The following is a 25,062-nucleotide window of genomic DNA, read 5'->3' as shown; positions in this document are numbered from 1 at the left end:
GACCGACCGAACCGTAGACGGCGGGCGGTTGCGTTCGTGTCGTTCGCCTCGTAGTTCCGTCGGGAGGAGAAACGACCGGCCGGGCCGTCTCGAACGTGATGGTTCGACCGACACAACGCGTCGTTCGTCGCAGAACCGCCGGCGGTTTCGACCGCTGTGTTCTTATCCTCACGATGCCAATTACTACCACAGAGGAATTCTCGATGTCAATGGGAACGTTTGATCACCAGGAGTACGAGCGCCGCGAGAGAATGATCAGTTCGATCGACACCCGGCCGAACGATCGCCGACCGAACTACGAGGGTCGGATCGAGTACGTCAATGAGAGCTCCGTCGACGCACTCCTCGCCCGGCTGAAGGAGCTGAAAGCACTGAGGGAGAGCGGCGAGACTCGGAACCCCATCTGACTCGCCCCGGCGTAGGTGCGGCGACGGCGACGCTCTATCGGTGGATCGTATCCGACTGATCGGTCACGGATCGTCGTCATTCCTGTTACTCTCCCTGTCCTCGACGTCCGACTCCTCGTCCTCGTCGGTCTCCTCCTCCGCCGCCTCTTCTGCGTCCTTCTTGAACCGTTCGATCCGCCGTCCCGCCTCTCTGAAGAGTCCCATCCCCGTTCTGGGTGGCGAGGTCGCATAAGGATTGGTGTCGATCTCCACGGTGCCGGGACGGGAACGCCCACCGTTCGGTGTCGAACGCCCGGGACCGCCGAACGCGGCCCTACGGCTCGTGGATCGGCGGACGTCCCGGCCGGTCTCGCGGTCCGGGCCGTGGGCCGACTGCGGAGGTCCGAGGGTCGCCTACGAACATCCGAGCGAGCCGGGAGGTCGGGCGAACGGGCGTCAGTGGATCGTCTTCGGGATCCGCTCGATAACGTCGGTGGCGACGACGCCCTTGCCGTACTCGGCGCTCGCGAGCTCGCCCGACTTCCCGAGGATCCACGCCCCGAGCTCCGCCGCGTCCGCGCGGTCCATCCCCTGTCCGAGCAGCGAGGCGATGATGCCGGCCATCGTGTCGCCGGTGCCGGCGACGGTGAGCGCCGAGGTGCCGGTCTCGTTGGTCGTGCGCTCGCCGTCGGCGACGATCGTATCGACGTCGCCGGTCAGCGCCACGACTGCGTCGGTCTCCTCCGAGAGCTCCTCGATCGAGCCGTACGCCTCGGTGATCCACTCCGCCTCCTCGCTCGCCGGCGTGAACACCGTGTTCGAGAGGTCGGCCTCCATCCCGGGATCGATCGCGAGCGCGTCGACCACCACGGGAACGTCGATGCGCGTTATCGTCTCCCGAATGGCGTCGGACTCGGCGTCGACCAGTCCGGGTCCGATGACGACCGCGTCCGACCACTCGCCGAGCTCGACCGCCCGGTCGACCGCGCTCTCGTCGAACTGCACGCCGGCGAACCGATCGACGAGGAGGTTCGGCGAGTGGCTCGCGACGATCGGGTGGATCTCCTCGGAGACCAGCGCCTCGGCGTCGTCGGTCCCCGTCCGGAGCGCCGCCATCGCGCTTATCGCCGGCTGGTTGGGGTACTCGACGCTACCGCCGATCACGCCCACCTGGCCGTTGTCGCCCGTCGATACGCCGGACACGTCCGAAAGCGTCTCGAGCAGTCCTTCCATCGAGTCCGGGTTCGAAACGGAGACGGTTGAATGTTGGCGCTGCACCGGTTGGGCGAGGGTCGGCACGCGGATCCGTGTGTGCCGATCCCTCGTCGGCTCCGCCGTTCAATCCGCACCCGAAGCACGCCGGCGAACCGGGAGCGACGGCGATCGGACCGGAGACGATCGGAGGCGGTCCGTTCGGTCCTCACTGCTGGCGACGGAACCGGAACGACGCGTTCGTCCCGGCGGATTTCTTCCCGAACGTTTATTATGTACCGCCGTCTCGACCCGGGTACATGTCGGTTGTACACGTACGCGACTGAACTCCGACCCGACGGCCGTCCGGAGCACCGTTTCTCGGAAGACCACAACCGACACCAATGAGCACTCACACGCGACCCACGCCCACGCAGCCGAACAGTACCGACTCACCAACGCCGACCGACGCCACGTCCACGACGGACCGCGGTCCCGCGACGTTCGATCCGGGGTGTCGACGACGGCTTGCGAACCTGATGGACGACCACAACCAGGCGGTGCCGAGGACGGGAGGGGAAGACGACTGAAACGTCTCGAGGAGTAGAGATCCCGTTCCACTCGCACAGCAGGACGAGGAGCAGCGGTAGAAAGGGTATTATCCTCGCGAGTCGTTCATTATTTAATGTGCTATACAGAGAAGACGACGGTCGCGATCGCGTGTCAAGGCGGCGGCAGCCACACTGCGTTCACCGCGGGTGCGCTCCGAGGAATCCTCCGGAACCTTCCGGACGAGTACGAGATCGTGGCGCTGAGCGGTACCTCCGGCGGCGCGATGTGCGCGGCGCTCGCATGGGACGGGCTACGGCGGAACGACGTGGCGGGCGCGATCGATCGCCTCGAGGGGTTCTGGAACGACATGGCCGCGAGGACGCCCTGGGACCGCTTTGCGAACTACTGGACGCTGTGGGCGAGTCGCTCGGCGAGCCGATTCGGTTCGTTCGGCGCCAGCCCGTACGCCACTCCCGCGTCCGTCACGGCCCAGCGACAGCTACGCGAGACGATCGAACGACACGTCGGGTTCGACGACCCCGTCCCGACGTCGCCACCGCACCTGTTCGTCGGTGCGGTCGACGTCGAATCCGGCTCGTTCGAGGTGTTCTCCGACGGCGAGAAGGGGGCCGACGCGCTGCTTGCGTCCGCGGCGATCCCGAGCCTCTTCCGTGCCGTCGAGATCGACGGGTCGGGCCACTGGGACGGGCTGTTCTCGCAGAACCCGCCGATCCGACACTTCATGAGCGAGGTGCCGACCGAAGGGAAGCCCGACGAGATCTGGATCGTCCGGATCGACCCGATCGCGACGGGGGAGGTACCGCGATCGCTCGACGAGATCGCGGATCGGCGCAGCGATCTCTCGGGCAACCTCTCGCTCGAACAGGAGAAGCACATGATCGAGTCGATCAACGGCCTCATCGAGAAGGGCGTCATCACGGACGAGGAGTACAAGCGCATCGAGATCCGTGAGATCGAACTCGGCATGGAGCTCGACCTCCTCTCCAAGCGCGACCGCGACCCGGCGTTCCTCGCTGCGCTGATGGAGCGGGGCGAGTCGAAGGCGAGCGAGTTCTGGACCCGAGGCGGCGAAGGGGAGGCCGAAGCGGTAGAACCGCCACTCGTCGCCTGAGCGCTCACCGATCGAGGCGGTCTCGAACGGAGACTGCGCTCGCTCACACTCACGCGAGGGGAGGCCTGAACCGAGCGATTCCCTCGACGTCGGCTACGGTCCGGACCGTTCCGTCGTTTCCTCGGAGTTTCCCGCCGGCGTCGGCCGGGAGTCGAGCGACAGATCGTCGGTCTCGAGCGTGTAGACGCGCTCCCAGGCCGGCGCGAGACTCACGACGCGCGCGCCCCCGATCTCCGCCTCGCGGTGACGGTGATGGTGGCCGACGAGACAGAGGTCCGGCGAGAGCGTTTCGAGCAGCGTATTCACGTGCTCGCAGCCGGGATCGTAGCCGTAGGAGAGCAGCCCCTCGGGAGCCTCGTGGGCGAGGAGGACGTCCACGTCCGAGAGCGCCGCGGCCCGCTCGACGTCCTCGTGGGTGAAGTGTCTGCGCCGGTCGCCGGAGAGCTCGCTCCGGGGCAGGTCGTACCTCGTCGGCGCGTGGTTGCCCGAGAGTCCGGCGACGCGTACCCCCTCCACCTCGGCGACCGTGCTCGCGAGCAGGTGTGCGTTCCGCGTTCCAGGGGGTTCCTCTCCGGCTCGGAGCGCGTCGATAACGTCGAGGTCCTCGTTGTTGCCGGCGACGAACCACGTCGGCGCGGGCAGGTCGTAGCGCTGGAGGTCGCCGGCCTGGAGGACGGCCGCCGGCTCGAGTGCACGGTACGTCGAGAGGAGGGCGTCGCGCTTCTCCGGTTCGGAGGCGTGGGCGTCGCCGAGGACGAGCATCCCAGGGGGTCGGGACGCGACGAAGTTAACGTCTCGGCCAGGCCGCGCCATCGAGGTCAGTACGTCTCGTAGCTCGCCGAACCCACGTCGATCCGCACCAGGACGTTCTCGGACCAGGCGTCCTCGCTCGCGCCGTACCGCGGGTTGATGCGGGCGGCGGCCTCGCGAATCGCCGCCTCGTCCTCGATCACGGTAGCGGTCCCCCGAATCGAGACCATCCACTCCGTCCGTCCGCCCTCGTCCTTCTGGATCGAGAGCGCGGCCCGGGGATTGCGCCGGAGGTTCTCGAGCTTCCGACCGGTCGTGAGGAACTCTACGACGCCGTCGGCGTAGTGATACCAGACCGGCGCGACGTGGGGCCGGCCGTCGACGCACGTCGCGAGGTGGGCGATCACCGGCTCGCTCGTCAGCAGCCGTTCGGCCTCGGAGGGGACGTCGGACATACGAGTCGGTAGACGTCGCCGGCGGAAAAGCGCCGGGCGTCCGGTTCGATCGATGGTGCTCGACCGCACGCCGGTCGAACGGATCGAGGGCGACGTTCGAGCGAACGACGGCTTCCGACAGCTTCTACGCTCCCGACCGAGTGGAAGACGTATGACGTCGGGACGAACCGGAGGGATCGCGTGAGCGACGCCGCGCCGTCGATCGCGATCTCCCACTGGGCCGACCGCGAGAACCCGACCAAGCGCCGGCTGCTCGACGCGCTTCGGGAGTGGGCCGAGGTGACCCTGTTCGATCCACGGACCGAGCATCCCGACCTCGCGGAGCGGGGGTTCGACCTCTACCACATGGCCGGCTGGTACCCCGAGGCACTCCGAGACCTCCGGCGGGCGGATCGGACGAGCGTGCGGACGATCAACCCCTACTACGGCGCACGGGCGACCGCCGACAGGCTCGCCTGTGGACAGATCCGCCGACGTGGTGGCGTTCGCGCCCCCGAGTTCCAGTACGGACGCGCGGCCGAAATCACGCTCGAGCCGCCGGTGATCGTCAAACCCCGCTGGGAGCTCCAGGAGGGGGGCCACGAGTTCGCGATCGTCCGTTCGGGCGCGCCCTCGTTCGATGGCGAACGCCTCGTCGAGGAGTTCGTCGCCCCCCGCCGCAGCTACAAGATCCACCGGGTCGGCGAGGCGGTCCGCGCCGTCAAGGAGGTCGAGACGACCAGAGAGGTCGAGACCACGGCCCGGATACGCGGGCTCACCGACCGGATCGTCGAGCTGTTCGGCCTCTCGCTGTTCGAGATGGACGTCGTCGTCCACAAGAACTGGTACGTGATCGACGTCAACCCGGTGGTGAGCCTGCACGGGGTCGAGGACGGAGCGGTGATCTACGAGCGGCTGATCCGGTCGCGGCTGTCCGAATCGTGACCACGTGAGCAGAGACACCGCAGGAGACGGGAGGTTGCCCTCGAGCGTGATCGACGCCCTACCGATACGTCCGAACGCGCTCTCGTACCGCCGGTACCGTCGAACCCCCCGTCGCGAGGGCACCGAGGGCGACGCCGACGACGATCGCGACGACGACCAACAGCGCGTGGAGCGCGGCGAGCGTGGCGAGGGGAACCGGCAGCCACGTCCAGAGGACGCCGCTCGCCCCGAAGACGACGCCCAGGCCGGCGAGCCACCCGCCCAGCGGCTCGCCATCGGCCCACCGGACGATCCGGACCAGGGCCCCGCAGACCAACGCGCTCACGATCGCCACCGCCAGCAGGAAGCCCCCGAACTCGAGAACGGAGACGGCCGCCCCCGGCATCGAGACGGCGTCGAGCGCCTCGAGGAGCCACACGACCGCCCGCCGGGTCGCGGCGAAGACGGCGTCGAGCGCGCCGGCGACCGCGAGGAACGCGGCGGTCGACAGCCCGATCGCCGTCTCCCGAGCGCTCGCGAGGCGGGCGGGATCGAGATACGTCGTCGCGTACGCGAGAACGTGGACGCCGGCGATCAGGACGGCGGGAACGACGACGGCGAGCGGACGGCGCCACAGCACCCAGCCCGCCGCCGCGACGAGACAGAGCCCGAGCACGATCGCGCCCCACGTGACGGTTACCCCTCCTAGTTCGAACATGTCCTCTAGTACGCTCACTGATAGATCACCCAGCGTAGAGAAGGTTACGCTCCCGTGGCGTGGATCCGCCGGCGCTCACCAGTCGAGTTCGTCGCGAAGCGCCCGGAGGAGGTCCTCGCGGGTGACGATGCCGACGAGGCGCCCGCCCTCGAGGACGGGAACGCGGTTGATGTCGCGCTCCTCGCCGGCCAGGATCTCGAGCAGTTCGTCGGCGCCGTCGTCGGCATCGACGGTCACGACGTCGCGGGTCATGATCTCGCTCACGGGCTTGCCCGCGGCCTTGGCGAAGTCGATCCCCATGTCGAGGTCGTCGAACGGGAGGTCGAACGCGTAGGGGAGCGTCTCGCTGAACGGCGGGACGCCGATGGGGATCCAGACGACGCGGTCCTGCTTGCGGAACAGGCGCACGAGGTCGCCCTGCGTGACGATCCCGACGACGCGCTCGTCCTCGACGATCGGAAAGCCGTTGAAGTGGGCGCTCGCGAGGCGTTCGAGCACGTCGCCGACCTCGTCGTCGGGGCTCGCCGTCTCGACGTCCGCCGTCATGATCTCGCGGGCACGGAGCATACCGATAGGAGACCCCCGCGGATGCTATGCGTTCCGGTCCTCTCGGTACCAGCGATCAGTACGTCCGCGCCTCCCAGAAGACGGGCTTCGCCTCGTCGATCGGGCAGGCGGTCGACGTCGGCGGAGCGCCGATCGGCGGGGGTCGTCGCCGGCATTGAACGTCCTCGCGTCGTCCTAAGGGCCCCTCGCCATGCGCCACCTTCCTCGTCGATTCGCTCTCATCGACGACGTGCTCGTCCGTCGAGTGATCGGCGGGATCGGTCATGGTCCCGGTTCATGCTCACGAGGAATGTAGCTCCCAGCGGGGGGAGGATCGGGCGGGACGAGACGGGTTCCGGAAGCGACATCCCTACGCCGGTCGGCGACCTACCCCGTCCCGGTGCAGATCGACGTCACGATCGACGACCGCGAGCCCGCATCGCTGATCCGGGCGGTCCGCGAGCATCCCGACGTCGAGAGCGTCGAGGTGGCCCACCTCCCCGCGGGAGACCTCGCGATCGGGAGCGTCGGCTTCGAGCGAAAGACGCTTTCGGACTACGTAGGCTCCGCGATGGGGCGTTCAGGGTCGGATCTCGACGACCAGGTACGGCGACTGGACGAGCGCTACGCCCACGCGTACGTCCTCTTGGAGGGCAACCTCGACGATCTCGAGGAGCTTCGAACGGGCGTGCCCGCGAGCGCGATCCGGGGATCGATCGCGTCGATTACGGCACGCCTCGGCGTGGCGGTGATCCCGTGTTCCGACCGCGAGCGGCTGGTCGACATGGCAACTCGACTAGGACGGAAGCACGTCGAGGAGCCCTCGAACCGGCGACTGCCGACGGGGGCGGTCACCGCCAGGAACGAGCCGACGGCGAAACGCATGTACGCCTGCATCGACGGGATCGGCCCCCGTCTCGCCGCGGCGCTCTACGAGTCCTACCCGTCGATGGAGACGCTGCTCACGGCCTCGGTAGAGGAGCTGCGGTCGATCGACGGCATCGGCGAGGGCCGCGCCCGTCGGATCTACGGGGCGCTTCGCGAGGAGTGAACGCCGCGAGGGGAACGCAACGAAAAGCCTGATGGCCGTACCGCGAGTAGACCCGTCAATGAGCACGGCCGGCGAGAACGACCGGGGCTTCTTCACGTTCTACCGCGAGTACACCCATACCGGGATCCACGCCGCGTCGACTGCCGGACTGACCGCGTTCGGGCTGCTGACGTTCGTCCACCGGGCGTTCGTCGTCCTGGCGATCGCGGTCTACGTCCTCCCCCCGATCTACCTCTACCTGACGCGGGATGAGTCGGTCGAGACGGTGGACTCCGCCGAGTCGAACGCCACCGACGACGAGCGTGCCAGCACCGACGAAACCACCGCGACCGACGCCGCGGAGACGAGCGAGAGGGCGAGCGTGGGGACGGCCGAGTCGTCGAAGACATCGAAAGCGTCGGAACCGTCGGAGGCGGCGGGCGGGGCGGTCCTCGGCGGTGATTCGACGGCGACAACCCGACCGATCGAGACGACGGCACCCGCCGTCGGCGGCGGGGACGCCGCGGACGAGGACGATCGACCACGGACGGACGCGGCTGCCGGGAGCACCGCCGAGGACGGAACGATCGAACCGGTCGGGGACTCAGAGTCCGGAGAGAGAGGTGATGAGGGCGACGAGCCGTCGGAGTCCGACCCCCACGAGTCGCACGACCGCACCAGGGACGCCGAGCGGGAGGACGAGACGCGCGGGACGTCCGAATCGACCCAGGAGCCCGCCGCCTCCGGATCGAGGGACCACGGCACGGCCGAACCCGGCGAGCCGGAAGAGGAGGACGGCGGAGAGCCGACGAGCCTCGAGTGGGTCGAGGTCGACTCGCCGACCGACGAGATGCTCTCGGACGTCGCGGCGACCGATACGGGCGCATTCGCGGTCGGCTCCGACGGCGGCTTGCTGGCGCGCGAGGAGAGCTGGGAGACGGTGCTCGATCACGGCCCGTTGGCGGAGTCGAACGCGCTTCGCGGCGTCGACGCGACTGACGACGGGAAGACGGTGTGGTTCACGGGCGATAGCGGCGCGCTCGGGCGATACGACGCCGAAACGGGCCGGCACACGGACCACTCGGCACCCGCGGGGATCACCGATAACTGGGTGGACGTCGCCGTCGCGGGTCCCGCCGAGGAGGCGGCCGTCTACCTCGTGAACGGCTCCGGCCAGGTGCTCGCCGGCGAGTTCGACGGAAGCGAGGTCGAGTGGGGCGAGCCGGTAAAACCCGGTAGCGGATCGAGCATGAGCGCGATCGAGTTCGTCGAGGGGGCGGGCTACTGCTGTGATACGAACTCGGGGGTCTACGAGACGACCGACGGCGAGTCCTTCGAGCGGATCGGGATCGAGGGCGGCGGCTCGTTCACCGCGATCGCCGCGGCCGGCCCGGAGTCCCTCGCCGTCGCGGACACCGACGGGACCGTACAGCGCTACGACGGCAGCGTCTGGACCCCGCTGCACGCGGCGGAGGTGGCGCTCGACGCGCTCTCGACCGACGGCGAGGACTGGTTCGCCGTCGGCGACGGCGGGACGATCCGCGAGCTAGCCGGCGGTGGTTGGGAGCCACGCGAGACGCCGGTCGAAACGAACCTCCACGGCGTCGCCGTCGGCGAGCCGTCGGTGGCGGTCGGTGCGGCGGGGACGATCATCGAGCTCCGGCCGGTCGAGGACGGCGACTGAGTTCGCCGCGGATCACGCAGTCAGGCGATCCGGGCGGTTCGTCTCCTCGACCTCGCCGGCCTCGCGTACGGTCGTCACCGGCACCGACGAGCCCTGCGAGACCGCCTCGGCGACGCTTCCCAGGAGCAGCCGCGAGAGCCCCGAGCGACCGTGGGTACCCATGACGATCCCGTCGATTCCGTTCTCCTCGGCGTAGGCGACGATCCGCCGAGCGGGCCTGCCGAACGCGGTGACCATCGTGATCTCCACGCCGGAACCGTCGGCGTGCCGCCAGGCCTCCTCGAGCACTCGACCTGCGGCTTCCTCACCGATCCGGCGCTGCTCCTCGCACTCCTCCCTCAGCAGCCGCTGTCGAAGGCTGTCGTTCGGTTCGTCGGCGTCGATCACGTACAGAACGGTGATCTCCCCGTCGGCGAACCGCGCCAACGCGTGGTCCAGCGCGGCGGTGGCCGGCAGCGAGCCGTCGATCGGGACCAGGATGCTCTCTCCCATCGAATCAGCCTCGTACGTACTCGATCGGCACGACGGTGCTCCTCCCACGATCGTAGCAGAACTCCGATTCCGACCGGTAGGGCGTGCCGCAGATCCGACGGGCATAGTTGCACCGACGCGTTCGACCGGCACCGTTGACCGATTTGGTATCTTCCATGCTCTCCCTTCACCGATTATAAATCGTGTACGATAGGGGCTCCTTCCCTTGCACACGCCGGGAGTAGATATTCCACCGGTGATCAAACGCCCGGTCGCACGCCTCGAAACCGAACGACCTCACGTCCCCGCACGACCCCGTTCGGACGATCGCGTCGGCCCCGACGCTCCCCGGATCGACTCCGCGGAGGTCTACAACCGCGAGCGATCCGGAGGATACGAACGTCAACCCACCGGTTCGGCGCGTTGCGTTAAAAGTGGGAATCGAACGCGGGCGGGATCGCGTCGAAGCTTCGGCGGATGGAGTGGATCGACGGGTTCCTCGAGGAGCGAGAGGCGGAGATCCGCGCGCTCCCGCCGGTCGACTACGACGACGCGATCGAGACGTCTCGTGAACATGGCCGACGCCGATCACACCGGCGCACTCTGTGGACTAGTACCGCTGCTCGGAATGCCGATCACGACGACGCTCGTCGGCGATGGCGGGCCAGAGACGGTCGACGCGCCGACGAGGGGGGAACCCTTTTGTGAACGGTCCGCGTTATCACGTCGCATGACGGACAGCAGATCGTACGCTTTCGACGGGGAGACGCCGACGATCGACGACGGCGCGTACGTCAGCCGGGAGGCAACGCTGGTGGGCGAGGTCGTCGTCGAGTCCGACGCGAGCGTCTGGCCGGGCGTGGTGCTTCGCGGCGACGTCGACCGAGTGCGGGTGGGCGTCGAGTCCCACGTCGGCGACAACGCGACGATCCACGCCTCGACGCTCGGCGACCAGGTGATGATCGGCCACGGCGCGGTGCTCAACGAGGCGACCGTCGAGGACGCCTCGCTCGTGGGGTTCAACGCCACGCTCAACTCCCGGGTACAGGTCGGGGAGGGCAGCATCGTCGCCTCCGGCACCGTCGTCCCCGAGGACGCAACCATCCCCCCGGAGTCGTTCGTCCGCGGCGTGCCCGCGCGAATGAGTTCGATCGAGGAGGTCGACGTCGATCCCGAGGCCATCTTCGAGGAACACTCCTCAGGCGCGTACACGAACCTCGCGGCGCGCCACGACGACCTGTTCGAGTGAGGGCGGACGGGCCGCCGCGGTCGGCGACGTCGAGGACGAGCGGTCCTCAGTTCGTCGAGAGGATCTCGACGACGTCGCGGTGGGCGAGTTCGTGATCGGCACCGATCTGCCGGCCGCTGCGACAGTCGATCCCGTGGAGCAGGCCCTCGCCGATGTCGGAGTGGAGGAAGTACGCGAAGTCCTCGGTGGTCGAGCCCTCGGGGAGGACGAAACAGTCACGCATGAACTTCCCGTCCTCGGGTTCGCCGTTGGCCGATCCCGGGAACACCGCGATCGCGTCGAGCTCCTCGAACAGGGCGGCCTCGAGCGCGCGCTGGACGCCCGTGCCGTCGAACTCCTCGACGAACTCGCCGATGCGTTCGAGCCCCGCCTCCTGTTCGTCGGAGACCTCGTCCCGGATCTCGAAGCCGGCGTCGCCGGCGCGATACTCGATCGCTCCCTGTTCGTCCGCCCGCTTGAGCGCCTTCTCGGCGTGGGCGCTCGCGGGGACGATCGTCAGGTGGTCGTAGTCGGGGTCGTCGGTGATCGTCCCGTAGTTCGCCCGCGCCTCGGGGGTGTCCATCTTGTTGGCCGCGATCACCATCGGCTTGGTCTCGACGCGGATCTCGCGGGCGAGCGCCTCCCTGTCCGCCTCGTCCCACGCCGCGGGATCGAACCCGATGTCGAGCCGGAGGATCAGCCGCTTGATCTCGTCCTTGTTCGTCCGAAAGGCGCTCATCTGCTCGGCGAGTTCGACCTCGACGTCGGCCTCCTCGCCCGCGTAGCGGTTCTCGAACTTCTCGATCCCCTTCTCGAGGATCTCGAGGTACCACATGTCGAGTTCGGTCTCGAGAAAGTCGATGTCCTCGCGCGGGTCGTGACCCTCGGTGGGTTCGCCCTCGGCATCGGTCGTCCCCGAGAAGTCCACGACGTGAACCAGCACGTCGGTCTCGTTGAGGTCGGTGAGGAACTGGTTCCCCAACCCATGGCCCTCGTGAGCGCCCGGGATCAGTCCGGCGACGTCGACGAGTTTCGTCGGGACGAAGCGAACGCCTCCTCGACAGAACCCCGTCTCCGGCGTACACGACTGATCGAACTCGGGGGCGGCACACTCGACACGGACGTACGCCTCTCCGACGCTGGGGTCGATGGTCGTGAAGGGGTAGGCCCCCTCGGGAACGTCGTTCATCGTCGCGGCGTTGAAGAAGGTCGACTTGCCGACGGAGGGCTTGCCGACGAGACCGATCCGGTAGCTCATTGTCCGATTTGATCGGCCGGCGGTCGAAAGGGTTTCTACCCGCCGCGGCCGTGGTTCGTCGGACCGTATCACCCTCGATCGTTACTGGACCGTGATTCGAGACGTGAGACGCGGACGGCGTCGGGTTCGACGATCGCTCGAATCCGGCGGGTTCGGTCTCGCGTGTCGTTCGTGAACCGAGCCATTGAGGGACGTGCGTCCACTTCGGTGAACAATGGCAACGGCATCGCTTTCCGACGTGGAGGTTCACTACGACGATCAGGGAGAGGGGCCGGCGCTCGTCTTCGTTCACGGCGCGTGGTCGGACGCCGAGAGCTGGCAGCCACAGGTCGAACGGTTCAGCGAGGACCACCGAACCATCACCTACGACCTGCGTGGACACGGCAAGACCGGCTCCAGCGACCAACGCACCTACTCCATCGATCTGTTCGTCGACGACCTTGAGGCGCTGCTCGACGAGCTCGAGGTCGAGCAGGCGGTGATCTGCGGGCTCTCGCTGGGCTCGATGATCGCACAGTCGTATCTCGCGCGCTATCCCGAGCGGGTCGAGGGGATCGTCCTCGCGGGGGCGATCCAGACGTTCCCCCCGGTTCGGATGCCGAAACCGATGAAGCGGGCCCTCTCACCGGCCGCGCCCCTCGGCGCGTCGCTGGCGATGCTGGGGACCCGCCAGACGTTCCGGACGCTGCTGGGGAGCATCCGCACGGTGACGGGCGGGCCGTGGCTCTCGCTCGATCCGGAGGTCCGAAAGGAAGCTCTGCAGGCGGTCGAGGAAACCTCCGCCTCGGAGTTCAAGAAAGTGTTCAAGGCGCTGTATGCGTTCGAGCCGCCCGCACTCGACGACGTCTCGGTTCCCGCGCTGGTCGTGTACGGCGATCGGGACGCCCCGCCGGTCAAAGGGCAGAGCAAGGAGCTCGCACGTACGCTCGGGGGGAAGGGGGTCATGATTCGGAACGCAGCACACATGGTCAACCAGGACCAGCCCGAGGCGTTCAACGCGACGCTCGCGGAGTTCCTCTCGGAGATCGAACGCAAACGGATCGAGGGTTGACGCGGGGCGAACGCAGTTCGTATCGGACTCGTACAGTCGGCATGGAGCTGGCAGCCCACCTCGACGACCCCGGGCGCGCGACTGGAAGTCCCCGTCGAGGATTCGGGACGATTCGAGACGGTTCGCCGTCGTCGGCCTCGGCGGATTCGCGCTCCGGCGACCGACGCCGCGGATCACTGTCGGACGACGGTCTTCGTGAGCGGTTCGTCAGCGAAGGCGAGCCGTCTCGCCGTCCGCGTCCGAACGGGTCGCGGACCCGAACCTGACGGACGGAACGGGCTGATCGACACGCGGGCGACGGCGGCGATCTGCGAGTCGGCCGAGACCGGCCGGTCGAGCTCTAGTCGACCGTGTTGCGCAGCGTGCCGACCCCTTCGTAGGTGATCTCGATCTCGTCGCCGGGCTCGATCGTTCCCGGATTGGCCGGGCTGCCGAACGCGATCACGTCGCCCGGCGCGAACGTGAACCGTTCGGAGAGGAAGGAGACGATCTCGTAGGGATCGAACAGCATCAGCTCGGTGTTCGCCTCCTGTCGTCGTTCCCCGTTGATCTCGGTGTGCATGTCGATCCCCGAGGGGTCGAGATCGGTCTCGATCCACGGCCCCAGCGGACCCGAGCCGTCGAACGCCTTCCTCGCCGTGCGCCCGGGCTGGTCCAGCGCGTCGACGTCGTTCATGATCGTGTAACCGCGGACCACGCCGGGAACGTCCTCGGGGGCGACGTCCGTACACTCCTGGTCGATCACCGCCGCGAGCTCGCCGGCGTAGGTGACCTCCTCCGAGAAGCTCGGGTAGGGAATCGCCGTTCCGGGAGGGATCACGGAGACGGGCGGCTTGATGAAGAAGTCGGGCTCCTCGGGGCGTTCGTACTCCATCTGGTCGAGCGTCTCCGCGTAGTTGCGGCCGACGCAGTAGAGCGCCGAGGGCTCGCAGGGCGCGAGCAGTTCCTCAGAATCGATCTCGTAGCTCTCGTCGTCGGTCTCCAGGGTACTGCCGTCGGGATCGTACTCACCGGAGACGACGCCGTCGCGGGTTCGGGCGCGTGCGAGTCGCATACCGGGTGTCGGAACTCGGGCTACGTAGCTGGTTCCATGTCCGGCCGGAACGCGCCCCCGTCGCCGCGGAGGATGGCGTGGAGGTCCTCCAGGCTCTCGATCTCGTAGGCCGGCGCGGCCGGCAGCTCGTAGCCATTGCGGTGCGGCCGGCGGACGAACGCACAGTCGACGTCCGCCTCGGCGGCCGCGAGCACGTCCACGCCGCTGTCGCCGACGTACAGCGCGTTTCGCGTGTCCAGGTCGGTCAGCGCGCGCTCGAGGTAGTAGGCGCTCGGCTTCTTTCGGTCGATCCCCTCGAGCGTCGGCTCGCGGCCGTAGTGGGTCTCGAACAGCCCGTCCAGTTCGTAGAACTCGAGGATGTGCTCGATCGTCCGGTGCTGGTTGTTGCTGACGACGCCGAGATCGGCCGAGAGCTTCGAGAGCGTCGGAACGTCCTCGTACAGCGGCTTTCCGCCGTTTCGGATCAGCTCGCACTGGGCCTCGGAGGCGTTCATGTCCCGGCGGTACCAGAACTCCGCCGGATCGAGGCCGTACTCGTTGGCGATCCCCTCGAGCGTCTCGGTCGTGATTCCCATCAGCTCCTCGACCTCCTCGGCGCTGGGATCGACGTCGAACTCGGCGTAGGTCTTCCGGATCGCCTCGCGCAGCACCGCGCGATCGGTGGGCTCGACGAGGATGCCGTCGTTGTCGAAGAGTACTGCGTCGTACTCAGGCATGGGCCACCTCCTCGACGAGCTCGGGGCCGTCGTTCGCGGGGCTGTTCACCCTCGTCGAGACCGGATAGGCACGCAGTTCATCGCCGTCGATCGGCGCGGGCACCTCGGCATCCGCGAGCCACTCGCGTTCGGTCTCTCCCGGAAGGATCGCCGCCATCCGGTGGTGGAGCTCCTCGACTACTTCGTTGGGCTCGGTGGTGACGATCGCGAACGTCTCCACGGGGTCGGGAGCGGCGGGCTCGCCGGCGCCGAACGCGGAGAGGTCGGTCTGCTCGACCGTCGGCGTCCACCGACTCCAGAGGCCCGCCATCGCGAAGGGCTCGTCGTCGCGGCGGGTCACGTAGTAGGGCTGTTTTCGACCGTCCCCTTCCTCGACCCACTCGTAGAAGCCGTCCGCGAGCACCAGACACCGGCCCGCCGAGGGCACGCTGTCCCGCTCTGCGGATCGCGCGTAGGCGTCGCGAAAACTGGGCTTCTCCGCGAGGGTCTCGGCGCGGGCGTTGATGAACTCCGTCGAGTCGTCGTCGGCCCATTCGGGGACGAGTCCCCAGCGAGCGGTCGTGATCGCGTCGTCGGCATCGTCACGGATCACCGGCAACCGCTCCCGCGGAGCGGCGTTGTACGTCGGCTCCAGATCGATGGAGGTCGCGGCGAACCGCGCGCCGAGCTCGTCGGGCGGCGTGTAGATGCCGTAGCGTCCGCACATGATTTGAGAGAGGGGCCGGCGGGACATAAGCTCCGGCGTTCCAGCCGGTATCACCAGGAGCGCACGGGCTTCTCGCCCGTAACGCCCACGATTACGCCGAGAAGGCCCTGCTAGCCTCGTGGTATACCAGTAGAACAGTCGAGACGGTAGATCAGGTCTACTCGTCACGGACACGAACCGTGCTCGTTCATCGGTCGCGGTGATCGGCATCGCTGTTGTGATATCATCGGCCACGTTGTACTCCTCAGCGGCTGGGGCGCGTATTCCGCAAATTTGACTCGAACAGATCAGCATCAACTCGCTCATTGCAACGTCGCTTGTCGGAAACAGCCTGATCACCCGTGAAATACGAAACGTTAACATGGTACATGACCTATGAGAGATGAGCGTTCTTCGGTTCGGCGGGCAGGCAACGTGTACTGTGCCGACGGACTCTCCCGATAACGGAAACCAGCCATGCCAAAAGTAACTACAGCAGCCACAGACAGGGAAATGGGCCCAGTCACACCAGCCGATGGGACGCCAATTGCATTCGAACGAGCCGAGAGCGGCGAATTCGTCCGGAATCGATGGCATCAATCGCCCCGGGGAGGAGGTGAACGAGTCGTGAGAATCCCCTGGAACATAGAATCCCATCTCAGAGAAGAGCGGGTGGCCACGGAAGTGGCCGATGGTGTCTACCAGCTCTGCTCAGCCATGACCAATATGTACCTCATCGAGGACGATGATGGACTGACACTGGTCGATGCGGGATTACCTGCTCAGATGGAACTGCTGCAGTCCGGCCTCGAACGAATCGGGGCCGAGATAACCGACATTAAAGCGCTGATTCTAACGCACATAGATCCGGATCATATAGGGCTGGCTGAACCGCTTCGGAAGGAGGGGATCCCCGTTTGGATCCACGAAGATGGGTACGAGGCAGCTGTGGAAGGCCTAGGCAAGCCGCCTCTAGGATTCTTCCTCCTCATGTGGCGACCCGCTTTTGCGCGATTTATCCGCGCTCTGATGCAGGCTGGTATGGGCGACGAGGAACCGATTGCTGAGGTGAACACATTCACTGACGGTCAGGTATTGGACGTCCCCGGTCAGCCTGAAGTGATCCATACACCTGGACACAGGAAGGGGCACTGTTCGTTCTGGTTGCCGGATTCTCGAATCCTCTTCGCTGGCGACGCGCTGCTAACGTTTGATATCATGAGTGGGAAAGCCGTGGATCCCGAGCCCGTGCGGGGAGGGAACATGTTTAACTTCGATAAAGGGCAACAACAGGTCTCCGCACGAAAATTGGCCGCTCTCGGCCAAATGACCCTGCTGCCTGGACATGTTCAACCATGGGAGGGAGATCTCGGGGAGCTTTATTCTCCCGTGGAATACGTTCAACCATCGGAGGGAGATCACGGGGAGGTTCATACTCCCGCTGATTAATGACCGCGCTCTCAACAGGAGATTTGCTCGCCCACAAGCCCATATCAGATTTGGAGGAACGACGCGGTATGTCGTTACCGGATATCAAGAATCTCCCACTATGTATTAGAAATCGGGTGTTCGAATCCGCTGTATCTTCCACGCTATTTACATCAATAGTTGGTTATGTCGTTGAGTCTCTGCAGGATATACAGTGCGTATCTCGCATGGAAGCCGGCCGAGAATTTGCGTGTTAGACCCGTTCGAAGCAACGGTGAGGTACCGTGTCGCTATCGGACCGAGCCTTAGACGCCGATGACGTCCCGCCAGAGGTACGTGTTCGTGTGTTGGACGAACTGAGTGATCTGCCCGTCTTCGCCGCGTTCGAGCGCTTTGAGACGCCCTTCTACGCCGTCGAAGTCGTCGCTCGGCGATCCTACACGGACGGTCGGCGAGTCGATGGGCGACGTGTGATCAGGCGTCGCGTTCACGTTCTTCATCCGCCCGACGGAACCGTTCCAAGAAGTCGAAAGTGAACGGTACGCGCCAGTGACTTAGCGAGGCGAAAAACCGGGAAAGGAGCTCATCCATCGCCCGGTCGTGTATCGATCACCGTCAGAGGCTGGATACCGGCGGAGCCATAACGGTACACGCCAGTGCTCTCCCCGAGTATCCGGTTACGAGTTCGTGGTCCGTCCACTTTCACTCACTCCATGAATATTCCAGTGTTTACGTAAGCGTCGTTTACAGGGCCGTATCGATGAGGGTAGCGGTCCCTCGACGGAGTCGTTCCGAGAGTGCCTGCGAGGAGATTCCCAAGCGGTCCGCGACGTCTGCCAACGTCGCCCGCCGAGGAATCTCGTAGTAACCGAGCTCACGTGCGGTGGTCAGTGCTTCTCGCTGGACAGTCGTAAGCTGGGCTTCCGCCTTACTGGTGGCTTCCTTCTCCTCGTAGATCGATGTGAGGTGAAAGTGAAGGTCGTTCTCCTCACACACGTCGCGGTACCGATAGAGCGTCTCTCGATCGGGCATGCGCATTCGGGCGTTCCAGCCCTCATGCGAGATCGTCGAATCAAGGAGGCTGATGTCCAACCCGCTCCACGACGGAAAGGTGGCGACGCTTTCTCCGTAGTCAGTAAAGGTCGCTCGATACATGCGGCGGCTCAGCGTTTCAGCGAGTTGGGACACGTTCGTCACGGTGGGGTCGGCGGCCAGTCCGTCCTCGAAGGCTGCAAGATCGCCCCCCTCCGCCCAAAACAGGTAGTTGATACCCTCGGCGGTGTGGTATTGCTCCTCGTGGGTGACGATCGTTTCGGGGGCGTGATCGAGGGCGTCTCGAAGGATTGGCGAGTCCGCCCGGAACTCAACGACTAACATACGGCTACTACGGCGAGGAGGGATAAAGGGGTAGTACCTCCGTCCCGGTCGTCCGACTCCGACGAACACACGCTCGCTATTCAGCACGTCACTTCTCTCGACCGCGGAGGACGTCAGTACGACCTTCGAGTCAGTCCACGAGCGTGATCGACTGACAGATATGCCTCGAGCCGGTCGGACTCCTCCCGGTCGAACCCGACGAAAACAGGAGTTCATCGATGTCGAGCCTCGTGCAACGCACCAGGTACGAACGTACCCGAGTTTCGACAGTTCGAGGCCCTCTCGACTCCAAAACGGGCTCGATTCCGTTAGGGAAGCAACCGGACAGGTCGACCAGAGTAGGGCGGTCCGACGTGCTGGCAAGTGTGGAACACGCTGGGACGAACGCATCGGAAACGCGGTGTCCGAACGTGGTTCTGTGAACGAAAAACGGGTCAACGGCCGCGAAGCGGTACGTAGAACGCCGAGACGTCCCTCGAACGAATTCGTGCTTACTGAAACGTCGCCGATCACGAACACACTATGAACGAAGGGCGAGAAGCGGTTCGCAGGGGATTTGACGGGGGCCCTCGATGGTCCGCGTATGAGCTACTCGCGGATCGTCGAGCTCGAGGGCCACATCATCGACTCGGGGATGATGGGCCAGTGTATGGGCATCATCATGGACATGGACGGCTGGTTCTCGGTCGAGAAGTTCGACGTCGGGACGCGACGACACGAGGAGTCCTACGCGCGGATGCGCGTCTCCGCCGAATCGGAGGAGACGCTCGGCGAGATCATCCATCAGCTCAATCAGAACGGCGCGACCCTACAGGACCCGATCGACGCACAGGTCGAGCCCGCACCCGACGACAAGGTCGTCCCCGCGGGGTTCTACTCGACGACCAACCACCCGACCGAGATCCGCTATCAGGGCGAGTGGCTGTCGGTCGACCACATCGAGATGGACTGTGCGGTGATCGTCGAGCCGGATCGCACGGACGACCGTCGCCCGTCGGAGGAGGTCGAGGCCGGGGATCGAGACGGCGCCAACGGGCCACGCGCGTACACGAAGACGCTCAACGCCATCGAAAAGGGCGATCGCGTCGTGGTCGGCGAGGCCGGCATCCGGGTCCACCCGCCCGAACGCCCGCGAAGCAGCGAGGGCTCGTTCGGGTTCATGCAGGGTGGCATCAGTAGCGAGCGCCCCTCGGTGACCCAGATCGGGAACGTCGCCGACGCGATCGAGGAGACCAAGTCACGGGGCGGAAAGGTGGTCTGCGTCCCCGGTCCAGCGGTGATCCACTCGGGGGCCAGAAACGACCTCGCCCGGCTGGTGCGTGAGGGGTACATAGACGCGATCAGCGCGGGCAACGGCTTCGCGGTCCACGACCTCGAGCGTGACCTCTACGGCACCTCGCTGGGGATGGAGGTCGAGACGATGAAACACCCGCGAAAGGGCCACAAACACCACATCTACACGATCAGTGAGATCATCCGCGCCGGCGGGATCGAGGCCGCCGTCGAGGAGGGAATCGTCGACGACGGGATCATGTACGAGTGCGTCGAGAACGACGTCCCCTACGTGCTCGCCGGGTCGATCCGCGACGACGGGCCGCTTCCGGACACGATCACCGACTCCGTCGAGGCCCAGAACGCCATCCGCGAACAGGTCCGCGACGCCGACCTCGTGTTGATGCTCGCGACGCTGCTCCACTCCGTCGCCGTCGGGAACTGTCTACCCTCGACGACGCGGGTGGTCTGCGTCGACATCAACCCCGCGACGGTCACCCAGCTACTCGACCGAGGTAGCGCCCAGGCGATCGGCATGGTGACCGACATCGGCACGTTCGTCCCCCTGCTCGCCGACGGCCTGCTCGAGGAGTGACTCGGCGACCACGGGACGACTCTCTGTTCGACTTCTAGAGCGAGTTCGGACCCGCTCGAGCGCGCTGTACGGGACTCCCGACGCTCGTAGCGACGACCCCTCCACGCCTGTGTGCCGTGCTATCGGCTCCCAATAATATACATTAACGATCATTACCGTCTCGGGGAGTAGTATAATATGATTAATCGTTACATTTATGGTGGGATCGCGAGTCGACACGACTGCAGTGATCAATGATGTACGTACGCTCGCCCTCCGCGGGGAAATCAACCTCGATCGACCGCACCGCCCGCAGACCACCGATAGATCGACTCGGATAACGAACGACGAGACACCACACATGTACACCGACTCCGACAACACCGGCTGCCCGACCGTCCCGATGACCCGCACGATCGAAACCGACACCGAGACCCGACGCGAGAACCTCGAAGAGCTCGTCTGGAGCCACCGGACCGACCGACCCACGCGGGGTGAGCGCCGATGATCGACGAGATCGGCGACACCGACACCACCGTCCGCGACGTCGACAACCCCGCCGCCCGGGAGTTCCGACGGAAGCTCGAGGATCAGACGTTCACGTTCGCGCCCGGCGTCTACCACGCCCTGGACGCCCGCCTGGCGGAGATGACCGGCCACGACGCCGCCTACATGAGCGGCTACTCCACCGTTCTGGGCCAGTTCGGCTTCCCGGACCTCGAGATGGTCACGATGTCCGAGATGGTCGAGAACGCGAAGCGGATGGTCGACGCCTGTACGATCCCGATCGTCGCCGACTGTGACACCGGCTACGGCGGCATCCACAACGTCCGGCGCGCCGTCCGCGAGTACGAGAACGCCGGCGTCGCGGCGATTCACATCGAGGACCAAACCACGCCGAAGCGCTGTGGCCACATCGCTGGCAAGCAGATCGTCCCCCGTGAGAAGGCCGAAGCGCGCTTCTCGGCGGCCGTCGACGCGAAGCAGTCCGACGACACGGTGATCATCGCCCGCACCGACGCCTACGGCAGCGCGAACGGTGACTGGGAGGAACACCTCGAGCGCGGCCGACTCTACGCCGACTGTGGCGTCGACCTGGTCTGGCCCGAGATGCCCGACCCCAGCCGGGAGGACGCGGTGAACTACGCCGAGACCATCCACGAGACCCACCCCGATCTGGACCTCGCCTTCAACTACTCCTCGTCGTTCGCCTGGTCCGAACAGGAGGACCCGCTGACGTTCGAGGAGCTGGGCGACCTGGGGTATAAGTACATCTTCATCACCCTGTTCGGGCTGCACTCGGGCGCCCATGCGGCCTACGAGGACTTCAAGAACATCGCCGAGAACGACGAACAGGCGCAGTTCGACCTCGAGGACCGCTACATCGGCCACCCCACCGAGTCCCACCACGAGCTCTCGCAGGTCAGCCGCTACCAGGACGTCGAGACGCAGTTCGACCCCGAGGCCAGAGCGAGGATCGAGGGTTCGGAAGGGTTCGCCGAGGAGCGCGACACCCTCCAGACCGCCGAGGGCGAGAGCACCGAGGCCGAAAGCGACGACTGATCCCCCGGCCGTTCACCCGTCTTCGTTGTTTTTCGCGTAGGAACGACTAATAATCCGGCCTCCGTAGCGACGAGCAGTACTCGGGCCGTCCATGGTAGAACAAGACAACATCACGAAGAGCAAGGCGATCCATCGACGAACCGGACGGACGTTCTACTACGCGACGAGGCTGCTGCCGGATCGCGTTCGGAACGCGACCTACGTCCTGTACGCGTTCTTCCGCGTCGCGGACGAGGTCGTAGACGACGCCGACGGCGTGAGCTCCGAGCAACAGCGTCGTCGGCTCGAGGAGCTTCGCGCGGAGGCGCTCGGCGAGGTCGAACCGGAGAGCCCCGTCCTGGCCGCGTTCCAGGAGGTGCGGGCCGAGAACGGGATCGACGACGCGACCGTCGAGGAGTTCATCGACGCGATGGCGACCGACATCGGGAAACGTCGCTACCGGAACTACGAGGAACTCGAGGCCTACATGGGCGGTTCGGCGGTCGCCGTCGCCTCGATGATGACCGCCGTGATGGACCCCGACGACCCCGAGACCGCCCGTTCCCACGCGAAGGCGCTCGGCGAGGCGTTTCAACTGACGAACTTCCTGCGCGACGTCCGCGAGGACGTCATCGAGCGCGACCGGATCTATCTCCCGGAGACGACGCTCGCGGAACACGGCGTCACGGCCGAGCAGATCGAGCGCTTCGAGATGGACGAGAACTTCGCCGCCGTCATGCAGGCGGAGCTCGCCCGTACCGAACGGCTCTACCGCGAGGGCGTCGCCGGCATCAAGTACCTCCCCGAGGACTGCCAGCTCCCCGTGTTGCTAGCGGCGGTGCTCTACGCCGAGCACCACCGTCTGATCCGGAACTGCGGCTACGACGTGCTCAACCAGGAGCCCGAACTGGGGACGCTTCGAAAGCTCTCGCTGGTCGTCAGAACGCGCTGGCGCTGGCAGTGGAGCAACGACCCGGAGGAGGTGTTCCGCCGGGTGAGCGCCGTCGGCGGAGCGCGGAGTCCGTCACGAGCCCCGCACCACGAGAGTCTCCCGGCCCGGTGAGGGCGTCCCGTTCTCAGAGCACGTCGAAGTCGAACCAGTCGCTACGCACCAACGTGACCACGAGTCCGACCGCCAGCGCGACGGGGATCCAGTTCCCGAAGTAGGCGTTCACGAGTCCCCACAGGACGAGGAAGCTCACCAGGTCATCGAGGAAGAAGCCACAGGAGTCGAGACGTTTCAGCATCGCCCCGTGGTCGAACGAGAGCTGGAGGATCGCGATGGCGACCGATCCGCTGAGCAGCCAGCCGAGGTAGTTGATCGCGGGTACGCCGTAGTACGGACCGGGGTCGACCCACGCCCAGAAGCCGAGCGCGACCGCGCCGGGATCGAGGATCAGATCCAGCGTCAGCACGAGCGCCAGCGTGAGCCCGAAACGCCGCGGGAGGGAGCGAGTCCGGAGGAAGAGCAGCGCGAGCAGGTAGCTGTTGAGCAGGATCGGGAAGTAGAAGACGGGCAGACCGAGCGGCACGAGATCCAACAGCATCGGCCCGAGCGCGATCCCGTAGGAGAACTCGCCGTAGGGCAGTCCGGTGAGCACGCCCGCCGTCTCGATCGCCCAGGTGAACAACGCGAGGAACGCGAGCCCCGAGAGCGCACGCCGGTCGACGAGGGGGGCGATCCCCGCCACCAGCGGCGAGACCATCACGAGGTTCGCGCCGATCAACAGGTAGGGATGCATCGCGAACTCGGGAGGGAGCAACCCTTCCCGTCCGGCGATCAGCATCGCTACCCCCACGAGCGGGAAGGTGACGGCGATCGTGAACCGGTTGTTCTCGACGACCCGTTCGAGGGTGGACTCGACCCGACGACGGGTCGGGAGAGCGACGACGGTCTCACTCATACGGCTCACCGTCGGTCGTCATCGGCGGACGTTCGGGCGACGATCACTTAGCCCACCCGTTTCGCCCCGGTCGGTCCCTCTTTCGAGCGGGTCACGAGACGGGTGTCCGAGTGCGAGGTCGTGTCGTGTCCCATCGAGGATATCGCTCACCACTGGCCGACTCGTAGCCCGTCGCTCTCCGTGCAGGCCGTGCGGATCTTTCACGAGATGACTCCATGCTACCGTATCTCATAGAGGAACGACGTCGAGATCCCATGGCCAAAACGAGATCATCAGACACGAGTACGGAACTAGAGACGGTCACGTCCGCTGACGGCACGGCGATCGCGTTCGAGAGAACGGGAAGCGGGCCACCGCTCGTCCTCGTCCACGGGGGTGCCTGTGACCACAGGTTCTGGGACCTCTCGGACGTCCGTTCCACGTTCGCAGAACGGTACACGGTGTACGCGATGGATTATCGTGGCGTCGGCGGGAGCGGCGATGACGCCGCCGCGTACGAACTGGAACGGGAGTTCGAGGACGTGGCCGCGGTCGTCGAGTCGATCGACGAGCCGGTGACGCTGCTCGGACATTCCTCCGGGGCACTCTTGTCCCTGGAGGCGGCGCTGCGGACCGACGATCTACACGAACTCGTCCTGTACGAACCCCCGATTCCGGTCGGCGACCACGAACTCTACGACGAGGACGTACTCGCCGAAATGAAGCGGCTGCTGGACGACGGCGAGAACGAACGGGTCCTCGTGCTGTTTCTACGAGAGATAGCCCAATCAACGCCGGAGGAGATCGACGCGCAACGCTCGGCGCCGGACTGGCAGGACCTCGTGGACGCGGCCCACGTCTGGCCCCGCAGCGTGCAGGCGATCGGCGAGTACGAGTTCGACGCTGCACGATTCACGGAGATGACGACGCGGACCTTGTTGTTGTCCGGAAGCGAGAGTCCTCCCTTCTTGAGAGATGCGACAATGGCGGTCCACGATGCACTTCCGAACAGCCGGCTCGTCACCCTCGATGGACACGGACACGAGGCGATGCTCACCGCGCCGGAACGCTTCGTCGCCGAGGTACTCACGTTCGTCAGTGGGCCGAAGTAACGGACCGATCGCTTTTCGTGCGTCCGTTGTCCCACGTAAGCGGTCGGTTCGAATCGCGTGAACC

At 66.0% G+C, this 25,062-nt stretch carries 29 protein-coding genes; 14 read left to right on the top strand and 15 right to left on the bottom strand.

The window, feature by feature from the left end; translation table 11 throughout:
- Positions 1 to 209: 209 nt before the first annotated feature.
- Positions 210 to 407: a DUF5786 family protein gene (locus V0Z78_RS05985; RefSeq protein ID WP_336343717.1), complete on the top strand. Its 198-nt coding sequence runs from the start codon at positions 210 to 212 to the stop codon at positions 405 to 407.
- Between the two features lie 63 nt (positions 408 to 470).
- On the opposite strand, the gene V0Z78_RS05980 is transcribed toward V0Z78_RS05985, so the two are convergent.
- Positions 471 to 611: a hypothetical protein gene (locus tag V0Z78_RS05980; protein ID WP_336343716.1), complete on the bottom strand. Its 141-nt coding sequence runs from the start codon at positions 609 to 611 to the stop codon at positions 471 to 473.
- 231 nt (positions 612 to 842) lie between these two features.
- Positions 843 to 1,619, bottom strand: coding sequence for an NAD(P)H-hydrate dehydratase (locus V0Z78_RS05975; RefSeq protein WP_336343715.1), 777 nt, complete (start codon positions 1,617 to 1,619; stop codon positions 843 to 845).
- Between the two features lie 362 nt (positions 1,620 to 1,981).
- Between V0Z78_RS05975 and V0Z78_RS05970 the strand changes: the two genes are divergently transcribed.
- Positions 1,982 to 2,167 carry a hypothetical protein gene (locus tag V0Z78_RS05970; RefSeq protein WP_336343714.1) on the top strand — a complete coding sequence of 62 codons (186 nt, stop codon included), beginning with the start codon at positions 1,982 to 1,984 and terminating at the stop codon, positions 2,165 to 2,167.
- Positions 2,168 to 2,262: 95 nt separating this feature from the next.
- Positions 2,263 to 3,261 (top strand): patatin-like phospholipase family protein, encoded by a 999-nt coding sequence (locus V0Z78_RS05965; RefSeq protein WP_336343713.1) that lies wholly within the window; start codon positions 2,263 to 2,265, stop codon positions 3,259 to 3,261.
- Positions 3,262 to 3,354: 93 nt separating this feature from the next.
- On the opposite strand, the gene V0Z78_RS05960 is transcribed toward V0Z78_RS05965, so the two are convergent.
- A complete protein-coding gene (locus V0Z78_RS05960) occupies positions 3,355 to 4,023 on the bottom strand; it encodes a metallophosphoesterase family protein (protein ID WP_336343712.1) in 669 nt (222 codons plus the stop codon).
- A 56-nt stretch (positions 4,024 to 4,079) separates the two neighbouring features.
- Positions 4,080 to 4,466 carry a pyridoxamine 5'-phosphate oxidase family protein gene (locus V0Z78_RS05955; RefSeq protein ID WP_336343711.1) on the bottom strand — a complete coding sequence of 129 codons (387 nt, stop codon included), beginning with the start codon at positions 4,464 to 4,466 and terminating at the stop codon, positions 4,080 to 4,082.
- A 180-nt stretch (positions 4,467 to 4,646) separates the two neighbouring features.
- Between V0Z78_RS05955 and V0Z78_RS05950 the strand changes: the two genes are divergently transcribed.
- Positions 4,647 to 5,390: an ATP-grasp domain-containing protein gene (locus V0Z78_RS05950; protein ID WP_336343710.1), complete on the top strand. Its 744-nt coding sequence runs from the start codon at positions 4,647 to 4,649 to the stop codon at positions 5,388 to 5,390.
- Between the two features lie 58 nt (positions 5,391 to 5,448).
- Here V0Z78_RS05950 and V0Z78_RS05945 read toward each other — a convergent pair whose 3' ends face one another.
- The 3 genes from V0Z78_RS05945 to V0Z78_RS05935 are packed head-to-tail and all read right to left on the bottom strand — an operon-like array spanning position 5,449 to position 6,919.
- Positions 5,449 to 6,105 (bottom strand): hypothetical protein, encoded by a 657-nt coding sequence (locus V0Z78_RS05945; RefSeq protein ID WP_336343709.1) that lies wholly within the window; start codon positions 6,103 to 6,105, stop codon positions 5,449 to 5,451.
- A 57-nt stretch (positions 6,106 to 6,162) separates the two neighbouring features.
- A complete protein-coding gene (locus tag V0Z78_RS05940; RefSeq protein ID WP_336343708.1) occupies positions 6,163 to 6,654 on the bottom strand; it encodes a CBS domain-containing protein in 492 nt (163 codons plus the stop codon).
- A gap of 55 nt (positions 6,655 to 6,709) precedes the next feature.
- Positions 6,710 to 6,919 (bottom strand): hypothetical protein, encoded by a 210-nt coding sequence (locus tag V0Z78_RS05935; protein WP_336343707.1) that lies wholly within the window; start codon positions 6,917 to 6,919, stop codon positions 6,710 to 6,712.
- Positions 6,920 to 7,033: 114 nt separating this feature from the next.
- Here V0Z78_RS05935 and V0Z78_RS05930 point away from each other — a divergent pair, with 114 nt between their 5' ends.
- Positions 7,034 to 7,684, top strand: coding sequence for an ERCC4 domain-containing protein (locus tag V0Z78_RS05930; RefSeq protein WP_336343706.1), 651 nt, complete (start codon positions 7,034 to 7,036; stop codon positions 7,682 to 7,684).
- Positions 7,685 to 7,742: 58 nt separating this feature from the next.
- Positions 7,743 to 9,347, top strand: coding sequence for a hypothetical protein (locus tag V0Z78_RS05925; protein ID WP_336343705.1), 1,605 nt, complete (start codon positions 7,743 to 7,745; stop codon positions 9,345 to 9,347).
- A gap of 12 nt (positions 9,348 to 9,359) precedes the next feature.
- On the opposite strand, the gene V0Z78_RS05920 is transcribed toward V0Z78_RS05925, so the two are convergent.
- The gene (locus V0Z78_RS05920) at positions 9,360 to 9,839 is read right to left on the bottom strand and encodes a universal stress protein (protein WP_336343704.1); all 480 of its coding nucleotides are present in this window, start codon (positions 9,837 to 9,839) and stop codon (positions 9,360 to 9,362) included.
- A gap of 709 nt (positions 9,840 to 10,548) precedes the next feature.
- Here V0Z78_RS05920 and V0Z78_RS05915 point away from each other — a divergent pair.
- Positions 10,549 to 11,067: a gamma carbonic anhydrase family protein gene (locus tag V0Z78_RS05915; RefSeq protein ID WP_336343703.1), complete on the top strand. Its 519-nt coding sequence runs from the start codon at positions 10,549 to 10,551 to the stop codon at positions 11,065 to 11,067.
- 46 nt (positions 11,068 to 11,113) lie between these two features.
- On the opposite strand, the gene V0Z78_RS05910 is transcribed toward V0Z78_RS05915, so the two are convergent.
- The gene (locus V0Z78_RS05910) at positions 11,114 to 12,304 is read right to left on the bottom strand and encodes a redox-regulated ATPase YchF (RefSeq protein ID WP_336343702.1); all 1,191 of its coding nucleotides are present in this window, start codon (positions 12,302 to 12,304) and stop codon (positions 11,114 to 11,116) included.
- Between the two features lie 214 nt (positions 12,305 to 12,518).
- Between V0Z78_RS05910 and V0Z78_RS05905 the strand changes: the two genes are divergently transcribed.
- Complete coding sequence (locus tag V0Z78_RS05905) at positions 12,519 to 13,355, top strand: alpha/beta fold hydrolase (protein ID WP_336343701.1); 837 nt, start codon at positions 12,519 to 12,521, stop codon at positions 13,353 to 13,355.
- 340 nt (positions 13,356 to 13,695) lie between these two features.
- On the opposite strand, the gene V0Z78_RS05900 is transcribed toward V0Z78_RS05905, so the two are convergent.
- From V0Z78_RS05900 to V0Z78_RS05890, 3 genes are read right to left on the bottom strand one after another with little or no spacing between them, the layout of a single operon-like run.
- Positions 13,696 to 14,409: a fumarylacetoacetate hydrolase family protein gene (locus V0Z78_RS05900; protein ID WP_336343700.1), complete on the bottom strand. Its 714-nt coding sequence runs from the start codon at positions 14,407 to 14,409 to the stop codon at positions 13,696 to 13,698.
- Positions 14,410 to 14,429: 20 nt separating this feature from the next.
- The gene (locus tag V0Z78_RS05895) at positions 14,430 to 15,125 is read right to left on the bottom strand and encodes an HAD family hydrolase (RefSeq protein WP_336343699.1); all 696 of its coding nucleotides are present in this window, start codon (positions 15,123 to 15,125) and stop codon (positions 14,430 to 14,432) included.
- Positions 15,118 to 15,831 (bottom strand): SOS response-associated peptidase, encoded by a 714-nt coding sequence (locus tag V0Z78_RS05890; RefSeq protein WP_336343698.1) that lies wholly within the window; start codon positions 15,829 to 15,831, stop codon positions 15,118 to 15,120. Before V0Z78_RS05890 ends, V0Z78_RS05895 begins: the two co-directional genes overlap by 8 nt.
- A 606-nt stretch (positions 15,832 to 16,437) precedes the next feature.
- Between V0Z78_RS05890 and V0Z78_RS05885 the strand changes: the two genes are divergently transcribed.
- A complete protein-coding gene (locus tag V0Z78_RS05885; RefSeq protein WP_336343697.1) occupies positions 16,438 to 17,259 on the top strand; it encodes an MBL fold metallo-hydrolase in 822 nt (273 codons plus the stop codon).
- A gap of 284 nt (positions 17,260 to 17,543) precedes the next feature.
- Here the strand turns inward: V0Z78_RS05885 and V0Z78_RS05880 are convergent, their stop codons facing one another.
- Entirely contained in the window at positions 17,544 to 17,738 is a 195-nt protein-coding gene (locus V0Z78_RS05880) for a hypothetical protein (protein ID WP_336343696.1), read from the bottom strand.
- Between the two features lie 244 nt (positions 17,739 to 17,982).
- Positions 17,983 to 18,615, bottom strand: a complete 633-nt coding sequence (locus tag V0Z78_RS05875; RefSeq protein WP_336343695.1) for a helix-turn-helix domain-containing protein — start codon at positions 18,613 to 18,615, stop codon at positions 17,983 to 17,985.
- Positions 18,616 to 19,198: 583 nt separating this feature from the next.
- Between V0Z78_RS05875 and V0Z78_RS05870 the strand changes: the two genes are divergently transcribed.
- The 4 genes from V0Z78_RS05870 to V0Z78_RS05855 all read left to right on the top strand — a co-directional run bounded on the left by V0Z78_RS05870 (position 19,199) and on the right by V0Z78_RS05855 (position 23,066).
- Positions 19,199 to 20,482: an ornithine cyclodeaminase, nickel-pincer nucleotide-dependent gene (locus V0Z78_RS05870; RefSeq protein ID WP_336343694.1), complete on the top strand. Its 1,284-nt coding sequence runs from the start codon at positions 19,199 to 19,201 to the stop codon at positions 20,480 to 20,482.
- A 340-nt stretch (positions 20,483 to 20,822) separates the two neighbouring features.
- Complete coding sequence (locus V0Z78_RS05865; protein ID WP_336343693.1) at positions 20,823 to 20,969, top strand: hypothetical protein; 147 nt, start codon at positions 20,823 to 20,825, stop codon at positions 20,967 to 20,969.
- Positions 20,966 to 22,024: an isocitrate lyase gene (aceA, locus tag V0Z78_RS05860; protein ID WP_336343692.1), complete on the top strand. Its 1,059-nt coding sequence runs from the start codon at positions 20,966 to 20,968 to the stop codon at positions 22,022 to 22,024. Before V0Z78_RS05865 ends, aceA begins: the two co-directional genes overlap by 4 nt.
- 91 nt (positions 22,025 to 22,115) lie before the next feature.
- On the top strand, positions 22,116 to 23,066 hold the full coding sequence (locus V0Z78_RS05855) for a phytoene/squalene synthase family protein (protein ID WP_336343691.1): 951 nt from the start codon (positions 22,116 to 22,118) through the stop codon (positions 23,064 to 23,066).
- A 13-nt stretch (positions 23,067 to 23,079) separates the two neighbouring features.
- On the opposite strand, the gene cruF is transcribed toward V0Z78_RS05855, so the two are convergent.
- Positions 23,080 to 23,907, bottom strand: coding sequence for a bisanhydrobacterioruberin hydratase (gene cruF, locus V0Z78_RS05850; protein ID WP_336343690.1), 828 nt, complete (start codon positions 23,905 to 23,907; stop codon positions 23,080 to 23,082).
- Positions 23,908 to 24,161: 254 nt separating this feature from the next.
- On the opposite strand from cruF, the gene V0Z78_RS05845 reads away from it, so the two are divergent.
- Complete coding sequence (locus V0Z78_RS05845; protein ID WP_336343689.1) at positions 24,162 to 24,998, top strand: alpha/beta fold hydrolase; 837 nt, start codon at positions 24,162 to 24,164, stop codon at positions 24,996 to 24,998.
- Positions 24,999 to 25,062 lie beyond the last annotated feature (64 nt).

This window comes from Halalkalicoccus sp. CG83 (assembly GCF_037081715.1).
Classification (GTDB): Archaea; Halobacteriota; Halobacteria; order Halobacteriales; family Halalkalicoccaceae; genus Halalkalicoccus; species Halalkalicoccus ordinarius.
This window is presented reverse-complemented; position numbering and strand designations above follow the sequence as displayed.